The organism is Sphingobium sp. YBL2 (assembly GCF_000943805.1).
GTDB classification, from domain to species: domain Bacteria; phylum Pseudomonadota; class Alphaproteobacteria; order Sphingomonadales; family Sphingomonadaceae; genus Sphingobium; species Sphingobium fuliginis.
The window spans coordinates 4017266-4039619 of record NZ_CP010954.1 but is presented as its reverse complement, the minus strand read 5'-3'; the positions used below and the strand labels follow the sequence as shown (position 1 = coordinate 4039619).

The window sequence follows — 22354 nt, the reverse complement described above, 5'->3', positions numbered from 1 at the left end:
GCAGATTGTCCCGCCAGCCGCTTATCGATCAAAATTTAAACGTTGTTTCAACGCCATAGGTAGCCGGCTGGCCAACATAGGCGGCTGTGATTCCCAATGTCCGATAGAGATCGGGGAAGCGGCGCAGCAGATATTTCTTGTTCGTGATGTTACGGCCATAGACCGCCACTTCGACATTGGGATTTTCAAGCTGGAACGCGATACGCCCGTTGAAAATGCCATAGCCAGGTACGAAGCCGAGGCGGTTTTCCGTCTCGTAGGCCGCCTTTGTCGCCGCCGACGCCTGATCCGCCGCCCGGACCGCATCGAAATGCTGACCCCCGACATAGGAATAGGCGCCAGTGACGGCGAGCGTGCCGCCGCCGACAGGAATCTTCTGCGTGGCGCTGACGTTAAGCTGCTTCTTGGGCAATTGCAGCAGCGGCAAGCCGCTCAGATCGACGACGCAGCCGTTGGCGACCCCGGCGCTGTTGGTGCAGCCGCTGCCGGCCACCACCTGGATTTCGCTGAAGCTGCCCTTCGCATATTTGCCATCCTGCAGCGAGCCGTTGACGCTGAGCGTCATGCCTTCCCAGGGCACGGCGGTGATTTCATTTTCTATGCCCCAGATACGGACCTTGCCGTTGTTCTGGATATATTGGGTAACACCGATACCGGTCACGAAGCTGTTGACGATCGCCTGATTGTCATCCTTCCAGGTATGGAAGACCGCCGAGTTGAAGCGCAAGCGTCGGTCGAAGAGATCGACCTTCAGACCGGCCTCCACATCCTTCACCTTTTCAGGAGAGAAGGCAGGCAGGCCGCCTGCACGCAGGTTCCAGCCGCCAGCCTTGGCCGCGCCGCGGGTCGCGGCATAAAGGAAGAGATTGTCGCTCGCCTGCCAGTCAAGACCCAGGTTCCAGGCCGGATAGTTGAACTTGGCATTCTGCTCCTGATTGCAGGTGGTGGCTGTCACGGGGCTCGTTGGCGTGACGGTGCAGTTGATGCCGGTCGGCGTGCCCGCCACGGCGACGTTATAGGGCAGACCATATACCTGTGCATTGTGCAGCACGCTGTTGCGGGTGTCCCAAGTATAACGGAAGCCGCCGACCGCACGCAGCTTTGGGGTCAGTTCATAGTAGGCCTGCGCGAACAAACCGAAGGTCTTGTTGGTGACGTCGGCGTTGGAATCGCGGATGAGTCCGCCAAAAATCTGCGAGCGACTGAATTCATAGCCGCTTTCCTTGCCGGCATAAGCGCCCGTGATGAAGCTGAGGCTGTCGGTGATATTCCCGGAAAGCTGGAATTCCTGAGAAATATAATAGGATCCAGACCCTGCAAAGGTCGCCAGCAACGGGACGGCCGTACCGTCCGTATCATTCTGGCCATAGTTCATCGAATGGCGATAGCCCGTGATCGACTTGAAGTTCAGCCCGCCCAGTTCGACGTTGAGCGTACCGGAAAACCCATATACTTCCAGCGTATTGAATGGCTTCACACCGTAGAGAGCCTGCGCTTCCGGAGTCAGCGCACCGATCGTGGCCGGGGTCGATGTCCCGGTCGCGGTGTTGCCCCACCAATGATCCTTGGTCAGCAGACCGGCCGTGAGGCCCGGCTGAAAGGCGGCGGGGACGATCGCCGGATTGAAGGCCCAGAGCGCGATCTGCTGACCATGGTTGGACTGGCGGTTCCAGTCGCCCGAAAGCGTCAGGTCCCAGCCATTGCCTTCATATTTAAGCTTGCCGCGTAAGAATTTGCTGTTGTTGTCGGAAAAGTCGCGGTGGGTGGCGAGATTGTCGCCATAGCCGTCCCGCTCGTTGATCGCGCCGCTCAGGCGGATCGCGAGCCCCTCTGCGAGCGGCACATTGATATTGGCCTGCGCACCTAGCGTACTGTAATTGCCAAACTCCGCCTTGAAGGTGCCGCTGAGCTGGTCGTTTGGATCGTTGGTGACGATGTTGATCGCGCCGCCGGTCGTATTGCGGCCGAAGAGCGTACCCTGCGGCCCGCGCAGAACCTCCAGCCGCTGCACGTCCTGAATGTCGGTCATGCCCGTCGAGGGCCGTGGGATGTAGATCCCGTCAATATAAGTGGCGACCGCCGGATCGTTGGCGAGAATGGGCTGGAGATTGCCCTGACCGCGGATGGCGACGAAGACGATGCCGTCGCCGCCCGCGGAACCGCGGCCGATGACCAAGCCCGGCGCGGTGCGCTGAAGATCGACGACATTTTCCACCTTGGCCGTCGTCAAAGCTTCGGGGGTGAGCGCCGTGACAGCGATCGGTGTCGTCTGAAGACTTTCTTCAGTGCGGCGCGCAGTGACGACGATATCCTGAATACCTTCGCTCGCACCCGATTGCGGCTGCTGCGCATAAGCGGGCTGCGCCATGGCGGCGACGAGCGCACCCATGCCGATCGCACCCTGAGTGACGGCCTTCTTGCTCATATCTTCCTCCCCATCATTGTATCTTGCCTCGATTTGCACATATGAGCCCGTCTAGCTTGGAGCCGATCTGCTCCATAGTGGCCGGTCCACGGTTGACTGTGCGGCGATAGAATTTGGCCGCTCATCGACATTTTCCTGCTTGCCCGATCAGTGGACCTGCGCTGATGTTGACCGGAAAGCCTTGGGCGTTTGACCCGTCGCGGATCGGAAAGCGGCGGAAAAGGCCGACGTGCTGTTGAAGCCGCATCGCCAGCTGATTTCCTTGATGCGGGCGCCATCGCTGCGCAGCAGTTCCTTTGCCAGGGCGATCCGGCTGCGCGCGACAAATTCACCCAGGCTGACGCCGGTCCCTTCCTTGAAAACGCGGGCGACATGACGCACGCTCATGTTGCAGTCGCGCGCGATATCGGCGACGCCAAGAGGCGCGGAGAGATTTTCCAACACATAGTCGATAATGTTTTGGACCTGGCGTGGGCTACGCGAATGCTGGCTGCCCCGTTCGCGCGAACCCATGTGCCGGGCCAGTTCGACCGCAAGCCCCATGAGCATCGATTCGACGAGCGTCTGGCTGGCAAATCCGGGCGTCCGCAATTCCGCAGCCAGTCCCGCAAAGAGTCGGCGCATGGAGATATTTTGAATGTCTGCGCACGGCTCTACCTTGTTCAGCGGCTGCTCCCCGTCGAACAATTCCTCCAGAAATTCTTCCCCAAGCGCCACGCAGACGAGATGCCGCTCCTGAAGCGCCGGCTCGCCGAAATATTGGCGGTGCGGCGGCATGTAGAGGATGTCCCCCGACGCGGCGCGCCGGTCCGGGCGGCCCATGCTGACCATGCTGCGCCGCGGCTGACCGTCGAGCGAATAATCCAGATAATGTTTCTCTGGACTAAAGACGCCGCTGCTAGGCTGGACCCAATCGAAATGCCGCACATCCACATGCGCGTCGCGAACTCTCGCCGCCGCTTCGATGTAGAAATTCTGGACGCCAGCTCTACCCTGACCGGTCCAATCGCTCTCCGGACGAAACATCTCTACCTCTGCCAGGTTCTATTCTCTCGATGCCCCGAATAGGCGCACCAATGCGCTTTTACTTCTATCTTCGGATAGGTGGTCAAGGCTCCATGCGCGGGCACATCCCTGCCTGTGCTCGATCGAGGCGCGGCATGGGAACAGGGGCGACAGGTTTCGCCATGCACCCGGTTCGATATTCAAAAACAGGAGGCGCTCAATGTCCATCGCACCGCTCTTGCAGCCGGGGACGTCATGAGAGCGCTGTCGGACAAACCAGCGGCCATCGGCCATTATCCCTGGTATGTGCTAGGTATATTGACGCTGGCGCAGACCTGCCATGGCATTGATCGCGCCATCATCGGGCTGGTGCTGGCGCCGGTCGGGCATGAATTTGCACTCTCGGATGGGCAATTGGGAATATTGGCCGGATTTGCCTATGGCATATTCTTTGCCCTTGCAGCCCTCCCCTTCGGCATAGCCGTAGATAGCTGGAACCGACGCAACCTGATGGCGGCCGCGTTGACGCTGTGGAGCGGTGCGACCGCCCTGTGTAGCCTGGCGACAGGGTTCTGGACATTGCTCATAGGCCGCGCCGCCGTAGGGACCGCCGAAGCGGGCGGATCACCGACCGGCATGTCGCTGCTGAGCGATTATTTCGGCGAAGACCGGCGCGCGACCGCCATCGGTATCTGGTATCTGAGTTCGGGAATCGGCCTCGCCATCGCGTTCATCGTAGGCGGCGCGATCGTGCAGAGCGCCGGATGGCGCTGGGCGTTCGTGGCCGCCGGCGTGCCGGGACTGGTGCTGGCGCCGCTGCTGCTGCTCACGGTAAGGGAACCCGTGCGCGGCGCACATGACGGGCCGGCCCCGCAGCAGGAAGAAACGCTGAGACTGGGGCAACGCATCCGCCTGCTCGCCGCGCAGCCCGGACTGCTGTATTGCATCTTCGCCATCGTCCTGATCGCGGCGGGCATTTACGGCATGAGCACATGGCTCACCACTTTCCTGATCCGGGTCCACGGCATGCCCATTGCGAAGGCGGGCATCCTCATCGCCATCGCCTATGGCGGCCTCGGTTCGCTGGGCGGATTCCTCGCGGGCTGGGTGATCGACCTCGTCAATCGGCGGCGGGGTGGCTTTGATCCGGCAAGGACATCCCTGTTCGGCGCGGTGATACCCTTGCTGACGGCTGTGACCGGGGTCGGTACGGTCCTGTTCCACGACGTCGATCTGATGCTGGCGCTGCTGATGGCTTGCGGCTTCCTCAGTGCGTCCTATAATGGCCCAATTTACGCCGTCATCGTGACAATCGCCGGACCGCGCCTGCGGGGCCTTGCGGTATCGCTGGTGCAGCTGGGCGCGAACCTGATCGGCGTAGGCGCGGGCACTTATCTGATCGGTGCGGTCAGCGACTTTGTCGGAGGCACGGCCGGTGTCGCTTGGGGGATCGGCACTGCAATGCTGTTCACATTCGCTGGGGGCATATTGCTGCTGCTGGCCTCGCGCGCGATCCGGCGTCGGGGTAGCGGCGAAGCATAAGAAAAGGGCGGCCCGGTCTTTCGACCAGACCGCCCTTCATTATGCGCACCCTGTCATTTCGCGGCGTTGCGTTCCTTGCGTCGGGCCTTGGCTGCTTCGATCCCCCGAAACACGGTAGTCGTATTGCCCGCCCCGGCATAGAACAGCACGAACAGCGGCAGGAAATCCAGCTCCTCATCAGTGAATTCCTCATTGATGAGGGCGCCGTTCATCTGGATTTCGACCAGATCTGCGCGGCCCAGCATAGCCGTGGCGCCCAGCACCAGCAGGCGCTTCTCCCGCATCGAGAAGATGTCGCTCGCCCACAGATTGGCGAACTGATTACCGACGATTTCTTGGTTGAAGGATGATTCCCGATACGGGAGGGTCATTTCCGACGATCCCGGTCCGTAGACCTTGTCGAAGACTTCCAGCCCCTTCTGCCACTGCGCTTCGTCGATGCTCATGCCTTTTCTCCCATTACATTTTCCAAGCCCACGACCGTCTGATCGGTTCGGCGCGTCAATTCGACCAAGGGCAGCGCGATGCCGTAGCTGCGCGCCAGATCGATGGCGGCGTCCAGATCCTTGACCATCAGGCTGCGGGTATATTCGCGCACCGCCGCTTCCTGCTCGCTGGACGACGGATCGTCGCGCACCGCCAGCATCAACGGGCCGCCCACGCTGTCCGAACTGGCGTCGATCACATGCGCAAGCTGGCGGACATCCACCCCGGCATTGCGGCACAATACCGACGCTTCATAGCCGGCGCGCAGGCAGCCGAAGACGATGACGTTGCGGGCGATCTTCGCGGCCATGCCCGCGCCTGGGCCACCCATATGCGCCACCAGCTTGGCAAAGCCGTCCAGAACCGGACGCACCTTTGCGATTGTTTCATCCGTACCGCCGACGAGGCAAACGAGGCCATGCTCGCGGGATTTGGGGCCACCCGTCACGCCGCAATCGACCAGTTCCACGCCCGCCGCGTCGGTCAGGACGCGAATGGCGTCCAGATCCTCGATCGAGACGGTCGCGACCAGCACCACGATCATGCCCGGCCGCGCGCGCGCAAGCACGCCGTCGGGGCCTGACAGCACATCGATCGTCTGTTTTGCGTTGACGACGGCGATGATGACGACGTCGGACTGCGCGGCCAGCTCCGCCGGGCTAGCGACGACGGGCGGCACGCCCTCCAGCGCGTCAGCAGCATCGGCGCGAATGTCATAGACCGCAGCCAATTGCTGTGTCCGCGCGAGGCATATGGCGACGCCCGCGCCGATCTGCCCCAGGCCGATAACCCCTGCTCTTCCCATCCTCATCTTCCTTTCTGCCGCTTGCTCGCGGTCCTGTCATAGCCAGGCCGCAAGGATGGCATGGCCGGGGCCGCGGCGTCATCCCATCCGGCGCTTCGTGGCCGAACGTCGACAGCTTTCCCGTCCTTCACGATGCATTTGCCTCCAGCGGCAGATTTTTCGCAGCCAGGCTATAATGGATAACCGCGATCAGGAGCACAGATGCCGACAATTGCATACTCAGTTGCAGGCCGCTTGCCGATGCCGAGAGACAAGCGGCTGGCAGCGATGCCTTGCCCGAGACGAGGCAGTCTGCGGCATAATTGCCCTTATAGAGAAAGACAGCGAGGCGATCGCTGAGATAGCCCAGCACAACCGATCCCAACCCCAGCCCGGCGACGGTCTGGCCGAAGGAGTGAAGCGCGGCGGCGGACGCCCGCATACGGGGTTCAACCAGTGACTGCGTGATGGTCATGATCGCGGGCGTGAACGCATAGAGCAAGGTCGTCGCGACGAAGAGAAAGGCGACCAGCCACCACCAGTCGGATTGATGGATCGCCAGCAGATAGAATGGCAGAGCCAGCCCCACCGCGATCGCGGGCGCCCAGCCGCCCCAGCGTATATCCCGCCGGATCAGCCGGCCGATCAGATAACCGCCGCTGACTTGTCCCACCATCGTCGCGAGACTGAACGACAGCGCGAACACCAGACCCGCCTGCGCCAGCGGGAGATCGAAGCGGCGAACCAACAAGGGAATGAGGAACAGGTTGGTGCCGAACCCCACCAGCCCGACGAAGCCGCTGCCAAAGGTCAGGTGCAGGAAGGAAGGCGAACGGGCGAGCCGCCGAAGCACCATGGCGAAGGGGGGCGTATCCGCACTCTGCCCGGCATCCTTCCGTTCAGGTTCGGGAATGGTCGCAAGCAGTAGCAGCGCCAGCAACAGGCCGGGCGCGCCAACCGCCACGAGCGCAAGCCGCCAACCAAATGCCTGCGCCACCGCGCCGCCCGCAATCGCAGCGATGGCGCCGCCCAGGGGCACCCCCATCGCAATCAGCGAAAAGACCACCGCCCGGCGCCCGGCATCGAACCGATCGGAAATCATCGAAACGAGCGCCGGTGTGAAGCCGGCTTCGCCGACGCCGACGCCCATGCGGCAGAGCAGGAGCTGGACATAGCTTGCCGCCGCACCGGACAACGCCGTCATCAGCGACCAGAGCATCGTCACCATGGCAATGATCCGCACCCGGCTGTAGCGTTCGGCGAGTCGCGCCAGCGGGATACCCAGCACGGCATAGAAGATCGAGAAGGCGAGCCCACCGAGCATACCGAGTTGGAGATCGCTCAGGCGCAGGTCGTGACGAATCGCCTCGCCAACTACGGCGATGATCGTGCGATCGATGAAATTGAACATGTAGATCGCGCCCAGCAGCAGCAGGAACCATTTGTCGTGGAGCCGAAACCCGCCTGCGCCCTTCATTGCCTCTCCCCCCACCATCCGGCAGCTTTCATTTTCCATATGGGACAGATAGAACAGATTCTTTTCGATGTGTATCGATTTTCCCTTGAAACCATCTTGGGACTGCGCCAACAGATCGTCATCTTCGACAAAGGAATCTCAGCATATGAAGACGATCATCATCGCGCTCGCCGCTCTGGGCCTGACCGCACCTGCTTTTGCCCAGGCGCCTGCGGTGGATCGCAACGAGACGATCTACTCCGCAGACGGCACCAAGATCGGCAAGGTCGATCGCGTGCTGACGGCTGCCGACGGCGCCGTATCTGCCATTCGCGTTATCTATCGCGGCAAGTTCATCGCCATCCCCGCCGCCACGCTGAGCGCGGGTGAGAAGGGCGTGACGACCAGCCTGTCGAATGCCGAACTGAAGAAGCTGTAATCTCTTGCTCCACGGTCTTGCGGCACCGTGGGGCATGGACCAGTGCCGTTCCTGCGCTTAAAGCAGACGCATGAGGGCAGACCAGCAACCGCTTGCACGGATTTCGCGGCGCGGCCGACCGCCGCAATGCGAAGGGCCTGCGCTTGACCGCGCGAGGCTGGTCGCAACGTTGCTGGACATGGCCCGGTCGGGCGGGATCGACGCGCTCAATATCCGCCCGGTCGCACAGCGTCTGGGCGTGTCGCCACGCCTGCTCTACCACCATGTCCGCGACAAAGAGGCGATGCTCGCCCTGCTGACCGACGAGATATTGCGCGGCCGGATGCCCGATTTGTCGGCGCCCGACTGGGAAAGCCGCCTGCGCAGCATCGCCCGCGCGGTCCATATGGCCTACAGGGATTTTCCCGGGTCCGCCGCCTTTATCCTGTCGCGCAGCGCCAATCGGCTGGAGTTGCCCAATGCCTTGGCGATCCGGCGCGCCATCTTCACCGCGTTGGAAGAGGCCGGGCTGTCGCGCCGACAAAGCGAAGAGGTGCTCGTGATCTTCTCGGTCATCGTGCTGGGCAATGTCGTCGTGGCGGAAAGCCTGGACGACAATGACGACCGGCTGGCGATGCAGCGCAATGTCGTGGAAGCCGCCCTCACCCGCGCGACCGACATGCTGCTGACCGCGATCCGTGCCATCGCGGAAGCGGCCTGAGCTCCAGCCTCGGATTCAGCCGAGCTCGGCGATGGACCGGATGGGGCGGTCGATCCCGTCCCATGTGCAATGGGCGGCGTGCATCCGGTGGAGCGACGCCTCCATCGCGGGCGAAATCTCCATGAGTTCGACATAGCCGCCATTGCCTGCGCGGGTATCGAACAGCGCGAAACGTTCGCCCGACGGCATCTGGCCGCTGAAGGCCATGGCATAGCCTTCGCTGGACAGCCGCTCCACGCCGTCATCATAGGGGATGCGCAGCATGACATGATGATAGCCCTCGCCATGACGGTCGAGCATTTCGGTGAAGACCGAAGGCCCGTCATTGGTCTGCTGGAGCAGTTCGATCAGCAGTCCGCCGGAAAAGCCGAACGCGACCTTCAGCGCCACCTGCGTCGGCGCGCCGCGATAGATCTGGCCCGGCAGCACGGGCACGTCGAAGACGAAAAACGGCCCCGCGCCCATGACCCGTGTCCAGTGATCCAAGGCGCGCTCCATGTCGCGGACCACCTGACACAATTCCAGTATAGAGCCCTTGGGCTGCATCATGCATCTCCCCAGGTCGCGGCGTGGGTCCGCAGGTCATGCTGACGCGCGCGGTCGCGCAACTGCTGCCCCCGCGCGGCTAGATCGACGCGGGGAACCCTCGCGTCCACCTCGCGGTCGATGGCCGCCAGATCGACGACGCGCACGTCGCGGATGAAGCAGGCAGGATCGGCGCCGTCGGGTACGCCCTGCCAGCGCAGCAGCACCCAGCCTTCTTCGAGGCCTGCCGTATCGATCCAGTTGGCGATGCCCGGATCGACGCCCGCCACCACATAGCTGATCATGCCATCGGCCGCTGGCGTGACCTGAGCGCTGTTGAGGCTGACCAGGCGCAGCATCGGATCGGGGGAGATGGTCCACGGATCGGCAATCTGGATGCCGGTATAATAGCTGCCCGCCGGATCGATCGTCACCAGCAACCCCTGCCCTTCTCCAAGGGCGAAACGCCCGCCAGCCAGATAGCCCCAGCCCCCGTCGCGGCCATTGGGTCCGATGAGCCGGTTGGGTTCGGGATGACCGAGAAAATCATTCTTGAACCCCGACCAGAAGGCGACCCAGGCTGGCAGGTCGGCGACGACGGTCCGGGCGATCTCCTCCTCGTCGCGCGGGCGGTGGCCGGATGGCGGATCGACGCGACGGACGCTGACCTGTGCCGGCACCTGCCGCCAGTCGCGCTGACTGTCGCGGATATAGACCTGAATCCGCGCGCCCGGCTCGGTCCGTAAATGGGTCGCGCCGCCCTCCTGCGGGCCGACCGTCACAGTCACCTGCCCGTCGGCATCGCAGAACGGCAGAAGTTGCTGAAGCGTCAGCGCTCCCAGATTGCGGCCAAGTCCCGCATGATGCGCCGGCTCCACCTCGGCAACGATGCTGAACTGCGGTGGATCGGCGGAAAAGCGGATGTCGACAGCATAGTGCCCATCGCCATCGATCGGAATTTCGCGGTTGAAATTGTCGGGATTGTCTATCGCCACCGCCGCGCCCGGATAGATGTGGCCGAACCAGCGCCGCGGGGCGTTGCTGATATTCCAGACGACCCTGGGATCGGCGGGATCGCCATTGGCTTCGCGCATGGCCAGTCCCAGCACCCACTGATCCAGCGCCCGATCCAGCCCCAGCCGTCCATCGAGCGTGCCCGCGAGCGAGTCGGCGAGCAGCATGAGGCGCGCTTCTTCGCGTGCGGCACGGATGTCGGCCCGTTCGAGGAGGCGCAGCGCCAGCTTTTCCGCCGCTGCCTGATCGTCGGTCCAGAGAGGGTTGACGGTCATGAAATCGTCCCCACCCGGCCGCCTTCGGTGAAGATGGTGCTGCCGGTCGTATAGCTGGAGCCGTCTCCCGCCAGCAATACCGCCGCGCCGACCGCTTCGTCCGCTGCACCGAAGCGCTTGATCGCGTTGCGCTCGGCAAGACCCAGCCCCTTGTGGATGGCGGCCTCCTGCCCGTCCGGGCTCATCGATCCGACGCACAGGCAGTTGATCCTGGTGTGTGGCGCCTGCGTCTTGGCCAGCTCGCGCACCAGGAAAAGCAGCGCCGCCTTCGACACGCCATAGGCGACGGCGGGCGGAATCGGCGTGAAGCCGCCGCAGCTCTGGACCGAAATGATGCTGCCCTTGCCATGCGCCTTCATATCGGCCTCTGTCAGTTCGGTCAGACGCCAGGTCGCCATGACGTTGACGTCCATCGCCGTCTTCCAGACGTCGTCCGTGTTCGCCCAGAGCCCGCCGTCTGCGGCATAGACCACGCCCGCCGCCGCATTGTTGAACACGATATGGATGGGACCGAAGGCGGCGCGCGCGCCCGCCACCAGCCGTTCAAGATCGGCCTTCTCGCCCGCGTCGGCGGCGATGGCGATCGCCCGGCCGCCGTCGGCCGCGTTAATCTCTGCCGCGATACGGTCGAGCCGATCCTGCGAGCGGGCGGAGAGGACCACATTGGCGCCCAATTCAGCATAGGCCTTGGCGATATGTTCGCCCACGCCCGGCCCTACCCCGGTCAGGATGGCGGTGCGCCCATCGAGGCGGAAACGGTCGAGAACACTCATGCTGGATACTCCAGAAGATCGGGGTCAGGCGCGGTCGAACAGATGGCCGTAGCGCGTATAATAGCCGGCGAGCCGCTCGTGCACCTCGTCCGGATCGATGCCGAACTGGCCGGGGCTGTGCCTGTGCTTGCCGAGGCGGCTGGCGGCGGGGTTATCGGCCAGAAAAGCGGCGATGCGCGCGCGATGCGTCTCGGTGAAGGGCAGGCCGAAGCGGTCGTAGATGCGTCCGATTGTCGCCATCGGATCGGCGACGATATCCCGATGGGCGAGGTCGATAATGCGGCCCTCGATCGCGGAATCGCTTGCGCGCGCTTGCGTCGCCCGCGCCATCGCCGCGCACCAGGTGTCGACCACCGACCGGCCGATCGCCTGAAGATCATTGGCGCCGCCCACAGCCGCCAGGAAGCCGGCGATCATGCTCGATAGCGACGAGAGGGTCAGCACCGGATCGCGATGCGTCCACACCAGCATCGCGCCCGGATAGGCCTCCACCAGACCCGGCAGGTCCATGAGATGCTGCGGCGATTTCAGCGTCCAGCGGCCCCTGGGGCCTTTCCACTGGAAATGCTGGAGCATCCGCTTGTGGGTGCGATATTGCCCTTCCGGCACAATGTCCTGCAGCCATCGGGCGAAGGCAGGAACCCCCAGTTCGGCCGGGAAATTTGTGCTGGCGAAATGCAGCATCATGCCATGATTGCACTCGCCCGGCTGGGTGCAGTCCATCCGCTGGATGTCAGCCAGTTGCGGCGCATGTTTCAACCAGTTTTCATAGACGGCCTGCACCTGCGCGATGCGCGGATCGCTGTCGAAACTGGATATTTCCGGGGCCGGCCAGGGGATATACCATTCCCATTCGCGCGGCGCCCGGGCCGCCGGATCGAGGCAAAGCAGATCGTAGGTAATCGTTGTTCCGGTGCGCGGCAGGCCGCAGACGATCAGCGGGTCGCCCACATCCTGCGCGACGATGTCCGGATGCAGCCGTTCGTCTTCGGCGAAGCGCAGCCGGGTCGCGAGCAGGCCGACGATTTTGTGATGCGCGGTCTCGCGCAACTGGGCGGGCGGGTCCATCGCCTCGACTGCATCGACCAGACGGCGAAAGCCGGTCATGAAGGACATATCCGGCCCGAAGTCCGACAGTCCGGTCACGGCGCGCGCTTCCGCGATCAGTGCATCGGCGGAAAGCGGCGCGCGCTCTGCGACAGCGCTTTTCATGAATGCCCTTCGACCGGCCGCTGCCGCATGACTCACCTCTCCATTTTATTATTCCACACTGTATATTTATTGATTGAGGCATCGGTCAAGCGGGCAATTCGCTTTTACACGCAGCGGCCCGGTTTTAGGCCGTCTTGTCTTCCACCGGCGTCAGATTCTTCATGAAGGCTACGAAATCCGGTCCGAGTTCGGGGATAGGCAGCCCCAGCTTTTCAGCCAGATACAGGGTCATGAAATTGTCGTTGAGCGATTTGTTGGTCCCGGGGATATTGCCGATGCCGACCTGCCGGTCGAAGGCGCCCACGGCGACCAGCGCCATACGGAGCGCCGCAACGATGTCATAATAATCGAGATGCCCGGCCTTCTGGCCGCTTGCCGCTTCCCAGATGGCGATCGTCTCGTCCTTGGTCGGCAGGCCTTCCAGCCGGGTGATGCCGAAGCGACGGCCGAACAGATCGTCGAAATAGAGCCACCAGGCGAGGTCAAGCTCGGCAGGTCCCAGCGCCGCGAGTTCCCAGTCGATCAGCGCGTTGACCTGACCATCGGCGGAAAACATCACGTTCGATGGTGTGGGATCGCCCCACAGCACATTCACCCCCGCATCGGCCGGCATGTTGGCGCGCACATAGGCCATGGCTGCATCCACGATGGGCATGGCGCGGCCCCGGCCGGCCGCCTTGTGCCACGCTTCGAGGGCACCGACATATTGATCAAGCCCTGGCTGCCCATTTTCAGGCTGGGCGAGAAATTCAAAGCCATCGCGCCAGTCGATCTTCGCCAGGCTGGCAAAGGCGTTGATGGCGTTCGTGAAGCTTTGCCGTCGCTGCGCGGGGCTCATCTCGACCAGCCAGCCCTCCAGATTATAGTTGGGCTTCTGCTTGGCGCATTCCCCATCGACCTTACCCATCACGAGGAAAGGCAGGCCGAGAATATCCGGATCGAGATGCATGCCGATCCAGGGCGGCACGGGCAGGTCGCCGCGCGCATCGAGCGCCGCCATCATCTTGCCCTGCAGCGCCAGGCTGCTGCCGAACACCACTTCCAGATCCATCGGCTGACGGCGGACCACGAGCGTCTGGCTCTGGGGACCAGCTGGATCGACATAGTCGACGTCGACGAAGAAGATGTCGGCCGAAAAGCCAGCGCCCAGCGTCACATCGAGCGGGCGAACGCGGATGTCGCGCCATTCGGGCTTTTCGCCCGCCAGCCAGTCCTGCAGCTGGACGGTGATTCGATCGGGGGTCAGCAATTCCATGATTACAGCCCCTTCGCTGCCAGGGCGCGCTTCAGTTCGATGGTGAGCGGCCCCATATCCTTGGGCGACGAACCATGGAGCAGAATTTCATCGGCGCCGGCGTCCAGATAGGCCATTAACTGGTCGGCGCACTGGGCTGCGGTCCCCACCGCGGCGCCTTCATCCAGCCATTGCTGCGGAATGAGGCGGCTCACATCGACCAGTTCCTGCCGTGTATAGGCCTGATCCGCCGGCTTGCCGTTGAGGCCGGCGATTTTGGGATGGGCGCGGATATCCTCCAGCACCTTCTTGTCCCATCCATTGATGTCGACGATCAGGTCGCCAAAGCCGGGCAGTTCGAAATAAGTGATGGCGCGGCCGCCGACGACGGCCTCCTCCTCCTCCTTGGGCAGGTCCGGGGCGACGATGATATTGTGATAGATGCGCACGGACATGGGATCACGGCCGGCCTTTTCGGCCGCGTCGCGGACAATCTTCGCGCTGTTCTTCACCCCCTGCGCCGACACGAAGGGATGCAGCAGCACGCCGTCGCAATGTTCGCCGGCAAATTCCAGGCTCTTGGGACCGATCGCGGTAAAGATGATCGGCGGCGGCGTGCCGCCATGACGATCGGTGAGGCTGATGGCGGGGAATTTGCCCAGCACGCCCTCATAATTGATCTTCTCGCCCGCCCAGAGACGCCGACAGATCGAGATCAGATCGGCCAGCCGTTCCATGGTGATCGGCGGCGAACCGAGCATTTTCATATAGGCCGGCACGGCCCGCGCGAACATCAGGCGGAACCGATCCCCGCTCATCGCCTGCATCATGTCGGCAACGCTGGCGGTGACGAGCGGATGGCGCATCGTCGCATACATGGTGCCGGTGATGCGAATCTTCGACGTGGCCTCGGCCACCGCGCCCGCCAGCACCGCCGGCTCCTTGAGCGCATAGCGTTCGGAAATCCACACGCAACCAAGGCCGATGCGCTCCGCTTCCTTCGCTTCGTCGATGCCGCGACGCGGATCGTTCACGCGGCCGGGCAGGATATAGGTGCCGAACTTATCGAAAAGTGCCCGTGCGCCCGGTTCCACCGCTTCCGTCATTCCCTTGTCCTCTCAAATATATGCCACTGCATTGCCGTTGGGAGGAGCATTGGCAACCTGTCAAACGGCAGGTCCGGGATGCACCTCGACATAGAGGCGGGTGAGCTTGAGCGCCGCGATTTTCCACTGTCCGTCCCGACGCACATAGCGTTCGGTATAATGGCCGAAACCGGTGATCGACTGGCCGCCGGGGATAGGGCATTTGCCCGGCGCCCAGACCACCCGGTCCTGCATCGCCGTGATCATGTCCGCCTCATCGCCGCGCAGGTCGATCTCCGACGAGTGGATCTGATGCGCCGACCGCGCATCGATGACCGCAGAGCGCACCTGCTCCAATATGGCGGCATGTCCGCTCATCGGCGGGTTGCCGGTATCCTCCTCGACATCCAGCACCGCATCGGGCGTGAACAGGGAGAGAAAGCCGTCCCAGTCCTTCGTGTCGAGAAAGCGGCAATAGCGCGCCTTCACGTTGCGGATCGCCTCATAGTCGAGCAGCCTGGCCAGATCGTCGCTCATTTAATCCTCCATCACCAGATGATACGCGTGTGCGCGCGGAGCGTACGTTCGCGGATCGCTTGCGCGCGCGCATCCGGTGTCACCAGCACGGTGTCAGCGGGTAGATGGCTGCGCACGTCGGCCAGCTTGACCTTCTTCGTCGTCGGCGTGGGCCGCTCGTCGGTGTTGAACCAGCGCCCCTGCACCGCGCCGCTGGCATAGCCCGACGTGTCGAGCCAGTTGTGGACGCCCGGGTCGCGCGCGGAAATGACGGCGCGGAAATAGCCGTCGCCGTCGAGCACGGCCTGCGCCGCGTTGAGACTGGACTGGTTATGATACCAGTCGGTCGTCTCATAAAGTTCGTTGGTCAGGATCAGCGACCAGTAGTCGACTTCCTTCGGGATCTGCACCTCGGTAATCAGCGCCTCGTCATCAGCCAGCTCGTAGGCGCCCTCATAATAGGACTGCCGGGCAAGACCGGTCATCTGCGAGAAGTCGACGACTTTCAGCATATTGATCAGCCCTTCGTCGCGCAACTTCTGCACCTTGTCGGGAAAGGCCAGAGCGCAGACGGTCGCCGTGGCCGGAATCTCGGCGAAACGGTGCGCCAGTTGCGCCAGCGTGGGGCGCCCCTTGGCGGCGCGATCGGCGTCCAAACGCACGATGCCGAAGCGCGGCTCGCGCTCGACGCCCCAGTCGCAGGCGACGATCCGCACCATCAGCTTCTCGGTCGCGGGTTTCAGTTCCCACCAGTCGCCCTCATAGCCGGTAGGCCGGGTCGGCGAGAGGATGACATCGAAGGTTCCGTCGGCACCGATATGCAGGTCGTTGAAATCATTTGCATCCTGCGCGGGATGATGCTGCCCGGTGCGCAGCGTGTCCGGGCCGAGCTGCGCCAGGATCATCATCCGCGTCGTGCCGCGATCCCCCCGGATGCGATAGGTCCCGCCCTTTTCGATCAACGCCGCCTTGTAGATGGTGTCCGCATTGGGCTGAAAGATATTCTGGCAGATATTGAGTTCGGGCACGAAGATCGGGTGACTGCGATCATGCATGATCGCGTCATTGGTCGTGCGCAGCACGCCCGACAGCAACAGCCGCATCGATTCCTGCATGACGCGGGGATCGCTGCGCAGCCTTTCCGGGATACGATCGCGCATCAACTGGCCCAGTGGACGAAGCTGGTCGAGCAGATCTTCCCATTCGAAAATGCCGTTGTCGCTCATCTCATTCTCCACCATAGTCTTCCGGTTGACGACGGAGGCACCGGCGATCCCGCCCGGCAGCAGAAGCCCGGCGAGGACGGTCGGCACGCCCGCGCAGATTTCCCGCCTAGTCTGTGGCAAGCAATTGCCTCAGCGCAGTACGCCGCTCCGCGTCGACGCCTGCCGCCTCGAAATACCCTTCAATCCCGCCCCATCGCGTCGCGACCATATCGAGCGCGCTCAGAAGGAAATCATCCTGTACGCCGATCAGGATGGCCACCATGTCGTCGGGCGGCACGAAGCCGAAGGTCTTTTGCAGATCGCGCTTGAGATGACCCGACACGCGCAGATTCTGGCCGAATATATCGGATTTGCGATAATCCTCCATGATCACGGGACGCGGCACGGCGAGCAGGTCGAGGAACAGGGCGACGACGACGCCGGTTCGATCCTTGCCGGCGGTACAATGGACCAGCATCGGCGTGTCCTGCGCCAGCAGCGCATCGACCATCCGCGACAGATGCGGCAGAAAGGCCTGCGGCATGAGACCGTAATTATGCGACATAACCTCGATGGCGCGCGCGGCGGTCGGCTCGCGACCGAGCGACAGCCACATGTCCTCCCCCTGCGCGCGCAGGTCGGTGTTCATGTCGAGGTCGAGAATCCGGCAGTCCGGGCCGCACCAGCCATGCGGCGCCGCGTCCCTTTCGATCGTCGATCGGAGGTCCGCCACCGAGCGGAAGCCCAGCTCCGACAGCTCCGCATGATGATCCTCGAAGAAACTCGCCGGCCCTTCGGAGCGGAACAGGATGCCGGACCGGACCTGCCCTCCACCCGCGGTCGGCAGGCCGCCTATGTCGCGGAAATTGAGGCGGGACAGGGCGATGGTCATGCAGTCAGTCCTTCAACGGGCGGATAGGTAGGGATGACGGCACGCATCTGCGCCAGAAGGTCGGGCGCCATCCAGACATGCTCGACATAATGGCCCAGCGTCGCGCGCTCGTCGGTGTAGATATAGCGCAGCGCGTCGCCCAGCGCGCCTTCGAACACGACCGGGTGCCGCATGAGGTCGAGCGAAGCGACATGGGCGTCCCAATGGGCAAGCGGTCCGTCGATCCGGGTCGCGACATGATGAAAGCGAATGGCCAGATCGTCGCCCTCGGGCAGAAAATCGCTGAACAAGGGGGCCGTGTCGCCCACCGGCTCGATCAGTTCGACCTCGACGCCGCCGACCACCGCCAGCGCGATCTTGAGCACCGGCTTGCCGGTCGGATCTTCGCCGGGCTGGATGTTCGATAATTCGAAGAAGCCGGGCGTGCCATAAGCGTCCTTGAGCGCGGCCATCGCCGCGTCGAGATCGTTGGTGACATAGGCGACCTGGCAATGCTGGCTGTTGGGCCGGGCGAACATGCATATCTCCTGCTAATATCGACAGTCAGGCCGTAAAAGCCCGGCGCGGCACCTGCCGTTTGGTCAGTTGGCGGACATCTTGCCGCCGTCCACGACCAGCGTGTCGCCGGTGTGGTAGGCCGCCATATCGCTCGCGAGATAGACGACCGCGCCTTCCAGATCGGACGGCTTGCCCGCCCGCCCGAGCGGGGCCTTCGCTGCGACCACGTCTGCGATCATCCTGCCGACCTCCGGATCGGCAAATGTCATTTCGGTTTCGATGAAACCCGGCGCGATGACGTTGCAGCGCACGCCGATCGGACCGAGTTCGGCCGCCAGCGCCTTGCCAAGGGCGTTGAGCGCGCCCTTGGCGATGCCGTAATGCGCCATGGTCGGCACGCCCTGGAAGATCGAGCCGCTGCCGCAGATGATCAGCGAACCGCCCGGGTCGCCGGCTTCCGCGCGCGCCTTCATGTGCCGCGCACCCTCCCGCAGGGTGAAGACGGCGCCATCGAGATTGACGTCGATCAGCTTGCGATAGGTGGCGACGTCCATGTCGGTGAACGGCACCCGGCTGGCGACGCCGGCATTGGCGACCACCGTGTCGACCCGGCCCATGGCATCGAGCGCGCGGGCGAAGCCGGCGACGATCGCGGGCTCGCTGGACACATCGACGACATCGGCGAAGACCCGCACCCCATGCGCGCGCAATGCGGCCGCCGCCTCTTCATTCTTGTCGGCGCGCCGTCCCCAGAGGACGACGTCGCTGCCGGCACGGGCAAGACCGCGGGCAAAGCCGAAACCCAGCCCCGAATTGGCGCCCGTGATCAGCGCCACCTTGCCGCTCAGATCGAACAGATTTTCCGGCACGTCCATTCTCCCGATGGCCGCTCGAACGGCGGCGGCGCTTTGGCGCAACATTGCTGGCGACCGGGCCGATGAACAAGCGGCCCCAGTTTCGCGATCGTGCCAATGCCATCGCGAAACGGCCCTGGCTTCAATGCATCACGCCCTCTCGGAATTGCCGCGGCGTCAGTCCGGTCGCCTTGCGGAAGGCCGCCGAAAAGGCGGCCGCGCTGTCGAAGCCGCAATCCCAGGCGATGACCTTGATCGCCGGACCGGCCTGACGCAGCAACTGCTTCGCCCGGCCGATCTTGCGGTCGGCGACGTAGCGGGTGAGCGTCTGTCCCGTGGCGATCTTGAACTGGCGGAAGAAATGGCGGGTGGAAAGGCCGCATTCGGCCGCCAGTTCGGCGACGGACGGGGGTTTCCCCGGCTGTTCGACGCGATCCTCGATGCGTTGAAGCTGGGTTCGGGACATGCCGCCTCCTCCCGTTCCGCCATCGCGCGCCGAACCACGCAGATAGCGCTGCAATTCGATCGCAGCCTGAAGCCATATCGCCTGCGTTAGCATCTCGCTGCAAAAGCCGGGTTGCGCAATCTCGCCGGCGATACGCCGCAGCGCCTCGCGCACAGTCGGACTGCGCACGTCGAGCGAAGCCTGCAATGCGTCGCTCGACAGGTCCGGCCCGTCATGATCGAAGCCCATCCCGTCGAAGCCGCAGCATATGGATGTCTGCTCACCCTCGCCCCACTCGGTATGCAGTTCGCTTCGCGCCGGAACGAACAGCACGTCGCCCAGGGCGCTGGCCCTGCCCTGTTCCATCCCGCCATAACCGCCGCAAGGACGACCCGGGCGAGGGGATAGCGCAAGATCGAGAAAGCTGCGCGGCGACGAAAAGACCCCGCCCTGCTGGCCGCGGAAGCGATAATGATGCAATTCCATCACCACGCCGGGCAGCGCGATCCGACCCCGGACCGTGCATTCCATGGCCGGCGTGACGGGCAGATCATAGACGTGGGAAACAGCGTGCATCCAACCTCTCCGAACAGTTTCGCCTGCCGCGACGCCATCGCTGCCTAGCATGGCGCTTTTGCGGAGTATTTGGCGCGGCGGCGATGGCTGCGCACCTTGCGGAAGAAAGGGTCCGCGCTTTTAGATGGCGCATCGAAAAGAGGAGAGCGACATGGGCAGTGCCGGGCAGGAAGAGGCCGCGCGCCGGAACATCATCGACATTACCGACCTGCATCACCCCGTGCTGACCGATGTCCAGAAGCAGGTGATCGCCGGGGCCGAGGCGGCGGCGGACCAGATCGTCCTGAAGCCGGAGGTCATCCTGGCCGCAGCGCAGGCGCAGACCGGGCTGTCGGATTTCGGCGCGGAGGATTTTCGCGAACGGCTGGCCGTCTGGTGCCAGGCGGTGGACGAGGATGCCAACGCCTCTGCGGTCACGCGCGCCAATCTGTTCCAGATGATGATCCGCTTTGCCGCGACGCGCCTGCGAATCGAGGACATAGTGAAGCGCCACCCGGAGATATTGGACATTCAGATCGACCGGCCGATCATCGTCGCGGGCCTTCCCCGATCGGGCACGACGCATCTGCTCGGCCTGCTGTCGGCAGACCGCCGCTTCCGCTCGTTGCCCTGGTGGGAAGCGATCGCGCCGGTTCCCGCCCCGGACGAAACCCCGACGGAAGAGGATAGCAATCCGCGCTGGACCAAGGCCGAACAGGGCTGGCGGATGATGGAATCCATCCTGCCCTATATGGCGATCATGCACGAATTTTCGCCCGATCATATCAGCGAGGATATCGAGCTTCAGGCGGTCGATTTCTCCTCCTATCTGATCGAGTGGCTGGCGCGTGTGCCGCGCTGGCGGGACTATTATCTGAGCCACGACCAGTCGGGCACCTATGCCTATCTGAAGAAGGGCCTCCAGGTCCTGACCTTCCTGAACGGACCGAACCGCTGGGTCATCAAATGCCCCCAGCATATGGAGCAGTTGCCCGCCCTCTATAAGACCTTTCCCGACGCCACCTTCGTCCTGACCCATCGCGATCCGGTCGGGTCGATCCGGTCCCAGCTCACCATGTACAGCTATGCGGCGCGCATGTTCCGCAAGACGATCGATATTCAGGAGCCGCTCGGCTACTGGCCCGACCGCTATGAAAAGCTGCTCCGCGCCTGCGTGCGGGATCGCGACATCCTGCCCCCCGACCAGACGATCGACGTCTATTTTCATGACTGGATCAAAAATCCCGATCCGATTCTGAAAGAGATTTATCGCATTGCCGGCATCCCGCTGACCGATGAGGCTCTGGCCGACCTGCACGACTATCTGGCCGAACATGGCGAGCAGGCCAAGGGCAAGATCGTTTACGATTTGGAGCGCGATTTCCGTGTGACCGGCGAGGAGTTGCGCCGCCCTTTCGCTTTCTATTTCGATCGGTTCCCGGTGCAGGTCGAGGTGAAATAGCCCATCTCACAACCTGCCTTTCGACAGGATGGAAATCCGCGCACCCTGATTAGCAGGGGCATTACTTTCGATTCCACCAGAGGAATGCCATGCCCGAATTGAATGTCATTACCCGTGACGGCGCACAGCAGACGATCAATGCATCCGCCGATACCTCGGTAATGGAAGCCATAAGAGATTCCGGTTTCGATGAGTTGCTGGCGCTGTGTGGCGGCTGCTGTTCCTGCGCGACATGCCATGTCTATGTCGACCCGGCCTTCGCTCAATCCCTGCCCCCGGTATCGGACGACGAAAGCGATCTGCTGGATGGATCGCCGCACCGCAACGACTATTCACGCCTGTCCTGTCAGGTCATGATGACGGAAGCCCTGTCGGGCCTTACGATCACCATCGCTCCTGAAGACTGAGCACAACACCAATCCTGAATGTATGAGAGAGGACTATCGTGGCCTGGAAAGAAGATATTCGTGAACAGCTGGACGTGTCGGATTCGACCGTACTGACCGACAAGCAGAAGCAGATGGTCAAGCATTGGACCGACCTGCAGGAAACCCTGAACGCCGGCGATTTTGACGGCATGGATCGGTTTTTCCATCCCGATTTCCGGTACGGCAACCCCAACCGGCCGGATCTGGGCACCTATGAAGAGTGGAAGACCTCGCCGGTCGCGCTCTACAAGACCTTCTTCCCCGCCGCCTACAAGACCATCGACGCGGTGGGCAAGGGCGACGACGAGATCTGGATCTACGCCACCCACTACTGCAAGCATGTCGGCGGTCCCTATATGGGCGTGCAGCCGACCGGCAACGAGTTTCAGGTTAACTGGTTCTCGATCGTCAAGTTCAAGGACGACAAGATCGTCAGCATCTTCAGCATTTCCGACGTGCTGACCATGCTGAAAGACATCGGCGTGGTGGAAGTCCCCCAGCCGGTCGATCCCTACAAGTAAACGGATGTGCTACTGTTCTTCTT

23 protein-coding genes and 1 pseudogene are annotated in these 22354 nt (G+C 63.0%); 6 read left to right on the top strand and 18 right to left on the bottom strand.

Features of this window, described 5'->3' with window-relative positions; all coding sequences use genetic code 11:
* Positions 1-28 precede the first annotated feature (28 nt).
* Complete coding sequence (locus TZ53_RS18610; protein ID WP_044662296.1) at positions 29-2425, bottom strand: TonB-dependent receptor; 2397 nt, start codon at positions 2423-2425, stop codon at positions 29-31.
* 147 nt (positions 2426-2572) lie between these two features.
* Positions 2573-3451, bottom strand: a complete 879-nt coding sequence (locus TZ53_RS18605) for an AraC family transcriptional regulator (protein ID WP_044662295.1) — start codon at positions 3449-3451, stop codon at positions 2573-2575.
* 234 nt (positions 3452-3685) lie between these two features.
* Here TZ53_RS18605 and TZ53_RS18600 point away from each other — a divergent pair, with 234 nt between their 5' ends.
* The gene (locus TZ53_RS18600) at positions 3686-4972 is read left to right on the top strand and encodes an MFS transporter (RefSeq protein WP_044663149.1); all 1287 of its coding nucleotides are present in this window, start codon (positions 3686-3688) and stop codon (positions 4970-4972) included.
* Between the two features lie 53 nt (positions 4973-5025).
* Here TZ53_RS18600 and TZ53_RS18595 read toward each other — a convergent pair whose 3' ends face one another.
* The 4 genes and pseudogenes from TZ53_RS18595 to TZ53_RS18585 form a co-directional block, all read right to left on the bottom strand.
* Positions 5026-5418: a carboxymuconolactone decarboxylase family protein gene (locus TZ53_RS18595; RefSeq protein ID WP_009823703.1), complete on the bottom strand. Its 393-nt coding sequence runs from the start codon at positions 5416-5418 to the stop codon at positions 5026-5028.
* A complete protein-coding gene (locus TZ53_RS27860; RefSeq protein ID WP_306812574.1) occupies positions 5415-5768 on the bottom strand; it encodes an NAD-binding protein in 354 nt (117 codons plus the stop codon). The genes TZ53_RS18595 and TZ53_RS27860 overlap by 4 nt, the downstream gene beginning before the upstream one ends.
* 27 nt (positions 5769-5795) lie before the next feature.
* A pseudogene (locus tag TZ53_RS27855) lies at positions 5796-6275 on the bottom strand (NAD(P)-binding domain-containing protein); the annotation flags it as partial.
* Between the two features lie 115 nt (positions 6276-6390).
* Positions 6391-7719: a spinster family MFS transporter gene (locus TZ53_RS18585; RefSeq protein ID WP_044663148.1), complete on the bottom strand. Its 1329-nt coding sequence runs from the start codon at positions 7717-7719 to the stop codon at positions 6391-6393.
* A 145-nt stretch (positions 7720-7864) separates the two neighbouring features.
* On the opposite strand from TZ53_RS18585, the gene TZ53_RS18580 reads away from it, so the two are divergent.
* Positions 7865-8137 carry a PRC-barrel domain-containing protein gene (locus tag TZ53_RS18580; protein WP_044662293.1) on the top strand — a complete coding sequence of 91 codons (273 nt, stop codon included), beginning with the start codon at positions 7865-7867 and terminating at the stop codon, positions 8135-8137.
* A gap of 70 nt (positions 8138-8207) precedes the next feature.
* Entirely contained in the window at positions 8208-8837 is a 630-nt protein-coding gene (locus TZ53_RS18575) for a TetR family transcriptional regulator (RefSeq protein WP_044662292.1), read from the top strand.
* Between the two features lie 15 nt (positions 8838-8852).
* Here the strand turns inward: TZ53_RS18575 and TZ53_RS18570 are convergent, their stop codons facing one another.
* The 12 genes from TZ53_RS18570 to TZ53_RS18515 all read right to left on the bottom strand — a co-directional run bounded on the left by TZ53_RS18570 (position 8853) and on the right by TZ53_RS18515 (position 19941).
* A complete protein-coding gene (locus TZ53_RS18570) occupies positions 8853-9386 on the bottom strand; it encodes a VOC family protein (protein ID WP_044662291.1) in 534 nt (177 codons plus the stop codon).
* Positions 9383-10651 carry a hypothetical protein gene (locus TZ53_RS18565; RefSeq protein WP_044662290.1) on the bottom strand — a complete coding sequence of 423 codons (1269 nt, stop codon included), beginning with the start codon at positions 10649-10651 and terminating at the stop codon, positions 9383-9385. The genes TZ53_RS18570 and TZ53_RS18565 overlap by 4 nt, the downstream gene beginning before the upstream one ends.
* Complete coding sequence (locus tag TZ53_RS18560) at positions 10648-11424, bottom strand: SDR family NAD(P)-dependent oxidoreductase (protein WP_044662289.1); 777 nt, start codon at positions 11422-11424, stop codon at positions 10648-10650. The genes TZ53_RS18565 and TZ53_RS18560 overlap by 4 nt, the downstream gene beginning before the upstream one ends.
* A 24-nt stretch (positions 11425-11448) precedes the next feature.
* Positions 11449-12636: a sulfotransferase family protein gene (locus TZ53_RS18555; protein ID WP_044662288.1), complete on the bottom strand. Its 1188-nt coding sequence runs from the start codon at positions 12634-12636 to the stop codon at positions 11449-11451.
* A gap of 124 nt (positions 12637-12760) precedes the next feature.
* Positions 12761-13891 carry a phosphotransferase family protein gene (locus tag TZ53_RS18550; RefSeq protein WP_044662287.1) on the bottom strand — a complete coding sequence of 377 codons (1131 nt, stop codon included), beginning with the start codon at positions 13889-13891 and terminating at the stop codon, positions 12761-12763.
* Between the two features lie 2 nt (positions 13892-13893).
* Positions 13894-14976 carry a TIGR03857 family LLM class F420-dependent oxidoreductase gene (locus TZ53_RS18545; RefSeq protein ID WP_044662286.1) on the bottom strand — a complete coding sequence of 361 codons (1083 nt, stop codon included), beginning with the start codon at positions 14974-14976 and terminating at the stop codon, positions 13894-13896.
* A gap of 60 nt (positions 14977-15036) precedes the next feature.
* Positions 15037-15492: a nuclear transport factor 2 family protein gene (locus TZ53_RS18540; protein WP_044662285.1), complete on the bottom strand. Its 456-nt coding sequence runs from the start codon at positions 15490-15492 to the stop codon at positions 15037-15039.
* A gap of 11 nt (positions 15493-15503) precedes the next feature.
* Positions 15504-16784, bottom strand: a complete 1281-nt coding sequence (locus TZ53_RS18535; protein WP_238320075.1) for a DUF1214 domain-containing protein — start codon at positions 16782-16784, stop codon at positions 15504-15506.
* Between the two features lie 19 nt (positions 16785-16803).
* On the bottom strand, positions 16804-17568 hold the full coding sequence (locus TZ53_RS18530) for a tyrosine-protein phosphatase (protein ID WP_044662284.1): 765 nt from the start codon (positions 17566-17568) through the stop codon (positions 16804-16806).
* Positions 17565-18086 carry a VOC family protein gene (locus tag TZ53_RS18525; protein ID WP_044662283.1) on the bottom strand — a complete coding sequence of 174 codons (522 nt, stop codon included), beginning with the start codon at positions 18084-18086 and terminating at the stop codon, positions 17565-17567. Before TZ53_RS18525 ends, TZ53_RS18530 begins: the two co-directional genes overlap by 4 nt.
* A 63-nt stretch (positions 18087-18149) precedes the next feature.
* The gene (locus TZ53_RS18520; RefSeq protein ID WP_044662282.1) at positions 18150-18941 is read right to left on the bottom strand and encodes an SDR family NAD(P)-dependent oxidoreductase; all 792 of its coding nucleotides are present in this window, start codon (positions 18939-18941) and stop codon (positions 18150-18152) included.
* 121 nt (positions 18942-19062) lie between these two features.
* Positions 19063-19941 carry a helix-turn-helix domain-containing protein gene (locus TZ53_RS18515; protein ID WP_044662281.1) on the bottom strand — a complete coding sequence of 293 codons (879 nt, stop codon included), beginning with the start codon at positions 19939-19941 and terminating at the stop codon, positions 19063-19065.
* Positions 19942-20065: 124 nt separating this feature from the next.
* Here TZ53_RS18515 and TZ53_RS18510 point away from each other — a divergent pair, with 124 nt between their 5' ends.
* The 3 genes from TZ53_RS18510 to TZ53_RS18500 all read left to right on the top strand — a co-directional run bounded on the left by TZ53_RS18510 (position 20066) and on the right by TZ53_RS18500 (position 22331).
* Positions 20066-21382, top strand: coding sequence for a sulfotransferase family protein (locus tag TZ53_RS18510; protein ID WP_235600749.1), 1317 nt, complete (start codon positions 20066-20068; stop codon positions 21380-21382).
* 89 nt (positions 21383-21471) lie between these two features.
* On the top strand, positions 21472-21789 hold the full coding sequence (locus TZ53_RS18505) for a 2Fe-2S iron-sulfur cluster-binding protein (RefSeq protein WP_044662279.1): 318 nt from the start codon (positions 21472-21474) through the stop codon (positions 21787-21789).
* 38 nt (positions 21790-21827) lie between these two features.
* Positions 21828-22331, top strand: coding sequence for an ester cyclase (locus tag TZ53_RS18500; protein ID WP_009823722.1), 504 nt, complete (start codon positions 21828-21830; stop codon positions 22329-22331).
* Positions 22332-22354: the final 23 nt, after the last annotated feature.

What these genes read in the sequence shown, in the direction of transcription:
- TZ53_RS18610 (WP_044662296.1), bottom strand. Translation starts at nt 2,425, where the DNA reads ATGAGCAAGAAGGCCGTCACTCAGGGTGCGATCGGCATGGGTGCGCTC.
- TZ53_RS18605 (WP_044662295.1), bottom strand. Translation starts at nt 3,451, where the DNA reads ATGTTTCGTCCGGAGAGCGATTGGACCGGTCAGGGTAGAGCTGGCGTC.
- TZ53_RS18600 (WP_044663149.1), top strand. Translation starts at nt 3,686, where the DNA reads ATGAGAGCGCTGTCGGACAAACCAGCGGCCATCGGCCATTATCCCTGG.
- TZ53_RS18595 (WP_009823703.1), bottom strand. Translation starts at nt 5,418, where the DNA reads ATGAGCATCGACGAAGCGCAGTGGCAGAAGGGGCTGGAAGTCTTCGAC.
- TZ53_RS27860 (WP_306812574.1), bottom strand. Translation starts at nt 5,768, where the DNA reads ATGGCCGCGAAGATCGCCCGCAACGTCATCGTCTTCGGCTGCCTGCGC.
- TZ53_RS18585 (WP_044663148.1), bottom strand. Translation starts at nt 7,719, where the DNA reads ATGAAGGGCGCAGGCGGGTTTCGGCTCCACGACAAATGGTTCCTGCTG.
- TZ53_RS18580 (WP_044662293.1), top strand. Translation starts at nt 7,865, where the DNA reads ATGAAGACGATCATCATCGCGCTCGCCGCTCTGGGCCTGACCGCACCT.
- TZ53_RS18575 (WP_044662292.1), top strand. Translation starts at nt 8,208, where the DNA reads ATGAGGGCAGACCAGCAACCGCTTGCACGGATTTCGCGGCGCGGCCGA.
- TZ53_RS18570 (WP_044662291.1), bottom strand. Translation starts at nt 9,386, where the DNA reads ATGATGCAGCCCAAGGGCTCTATACTGGAATTGTGTCAGGTGGTCCGC.
- TZ53_RS18565 (WP_044662290.1), bottom strand. Translation starts at nt 10,651, where the DNA reads ATGACCGTCAACCCTCTCTGGACCGACGATCAGGCAGCGGCGGAAAAG.
- TZ53_RS18560 (WP_044662289.1), bottom strand. Translation starts at nt 11,424, where the DNA reads ATGAGTGTTCTCGACCGTTTCCGCCTCGATGGGCGCACCGCCATCCTG.
- TZ53_RS18555 (WP_044662288.1), bottom strand. Translation starts at nt 12,636, where the DNA reads ATGAAAAGCGCTGTCGCAGAGCGCGCGCCGCTTTCCGCCGATGCACTG.
- TZ53_RS18550 (WP_044662287.1), bottom strand. Translation starts at nt 13,891, where the DNA reads ATGGAATTGCTGACCCCCGATCGAATCACCGTCCAGCTGCAGGACTGG.
- TZ53_RS18545 (WP_044662286.1), bottom strand. Translation starts at nt 14,976, where the DNA reads ATGACGGAAGCGGTGGAACCGGGCGCACGGGCACTTTTCGATAAGTTC.
- TZ53_RS18540 (WP_044662285.1), bottom strand. Translation starts at nt 15,492, where the DNA reads ATGAGCGACGATCTGGCCAGGCTGCTCGACTATGAGGCGATCCGCAAC.
- TZ53_RS18530 (WP_044662284.1), bottom strand. Translation starts at nt 17,568, where the DNA reads ATGACCATCGCCCTGTCCCGCCTCAATTTCCGCGACATAGGCGGCCTG.
- TZ53_RS18525 (WP_044662283.1), bottom strand. Translation starts at nt 18,086, where the DNA reads ATGTTCGCCCGGCCCAACAGCCAGCATTGCCAGGTCGCCTATGTCACC.
- TZ53_RS18520 (WP_044662282.1), bottom strand. Translation starts at nt 18,941, where the DNA reads ATGGACGTGCCGGAAAATCTGTTCGATCTGAGCGGCAAGGTGGCGCTG.
- TZ53_RS18515 (WP_044662281.1), bottom strand. Translation starts at nt 19,941, where the DNA reads ATGCACGCTGTTTCCCACGTCTATGATCTGCCCGTCACGCCGGCCATG.
- TZ53_RS18510 (WP_235600749.1), top strand. Translation starts at nt 20,066, where the DNA reads ATGGCGCATCGAAAAGAGGAGAGCGACATGGGCAGTGCCGGGCAGGAA.
- TZ53_RS18505 (WP_044662279.1), top strand. Translation starts at nt 21,472, where the DNA reads ATGCCCGAATTGAATGTCATTACCCGTGACGGCGCACAGCAGACGATC.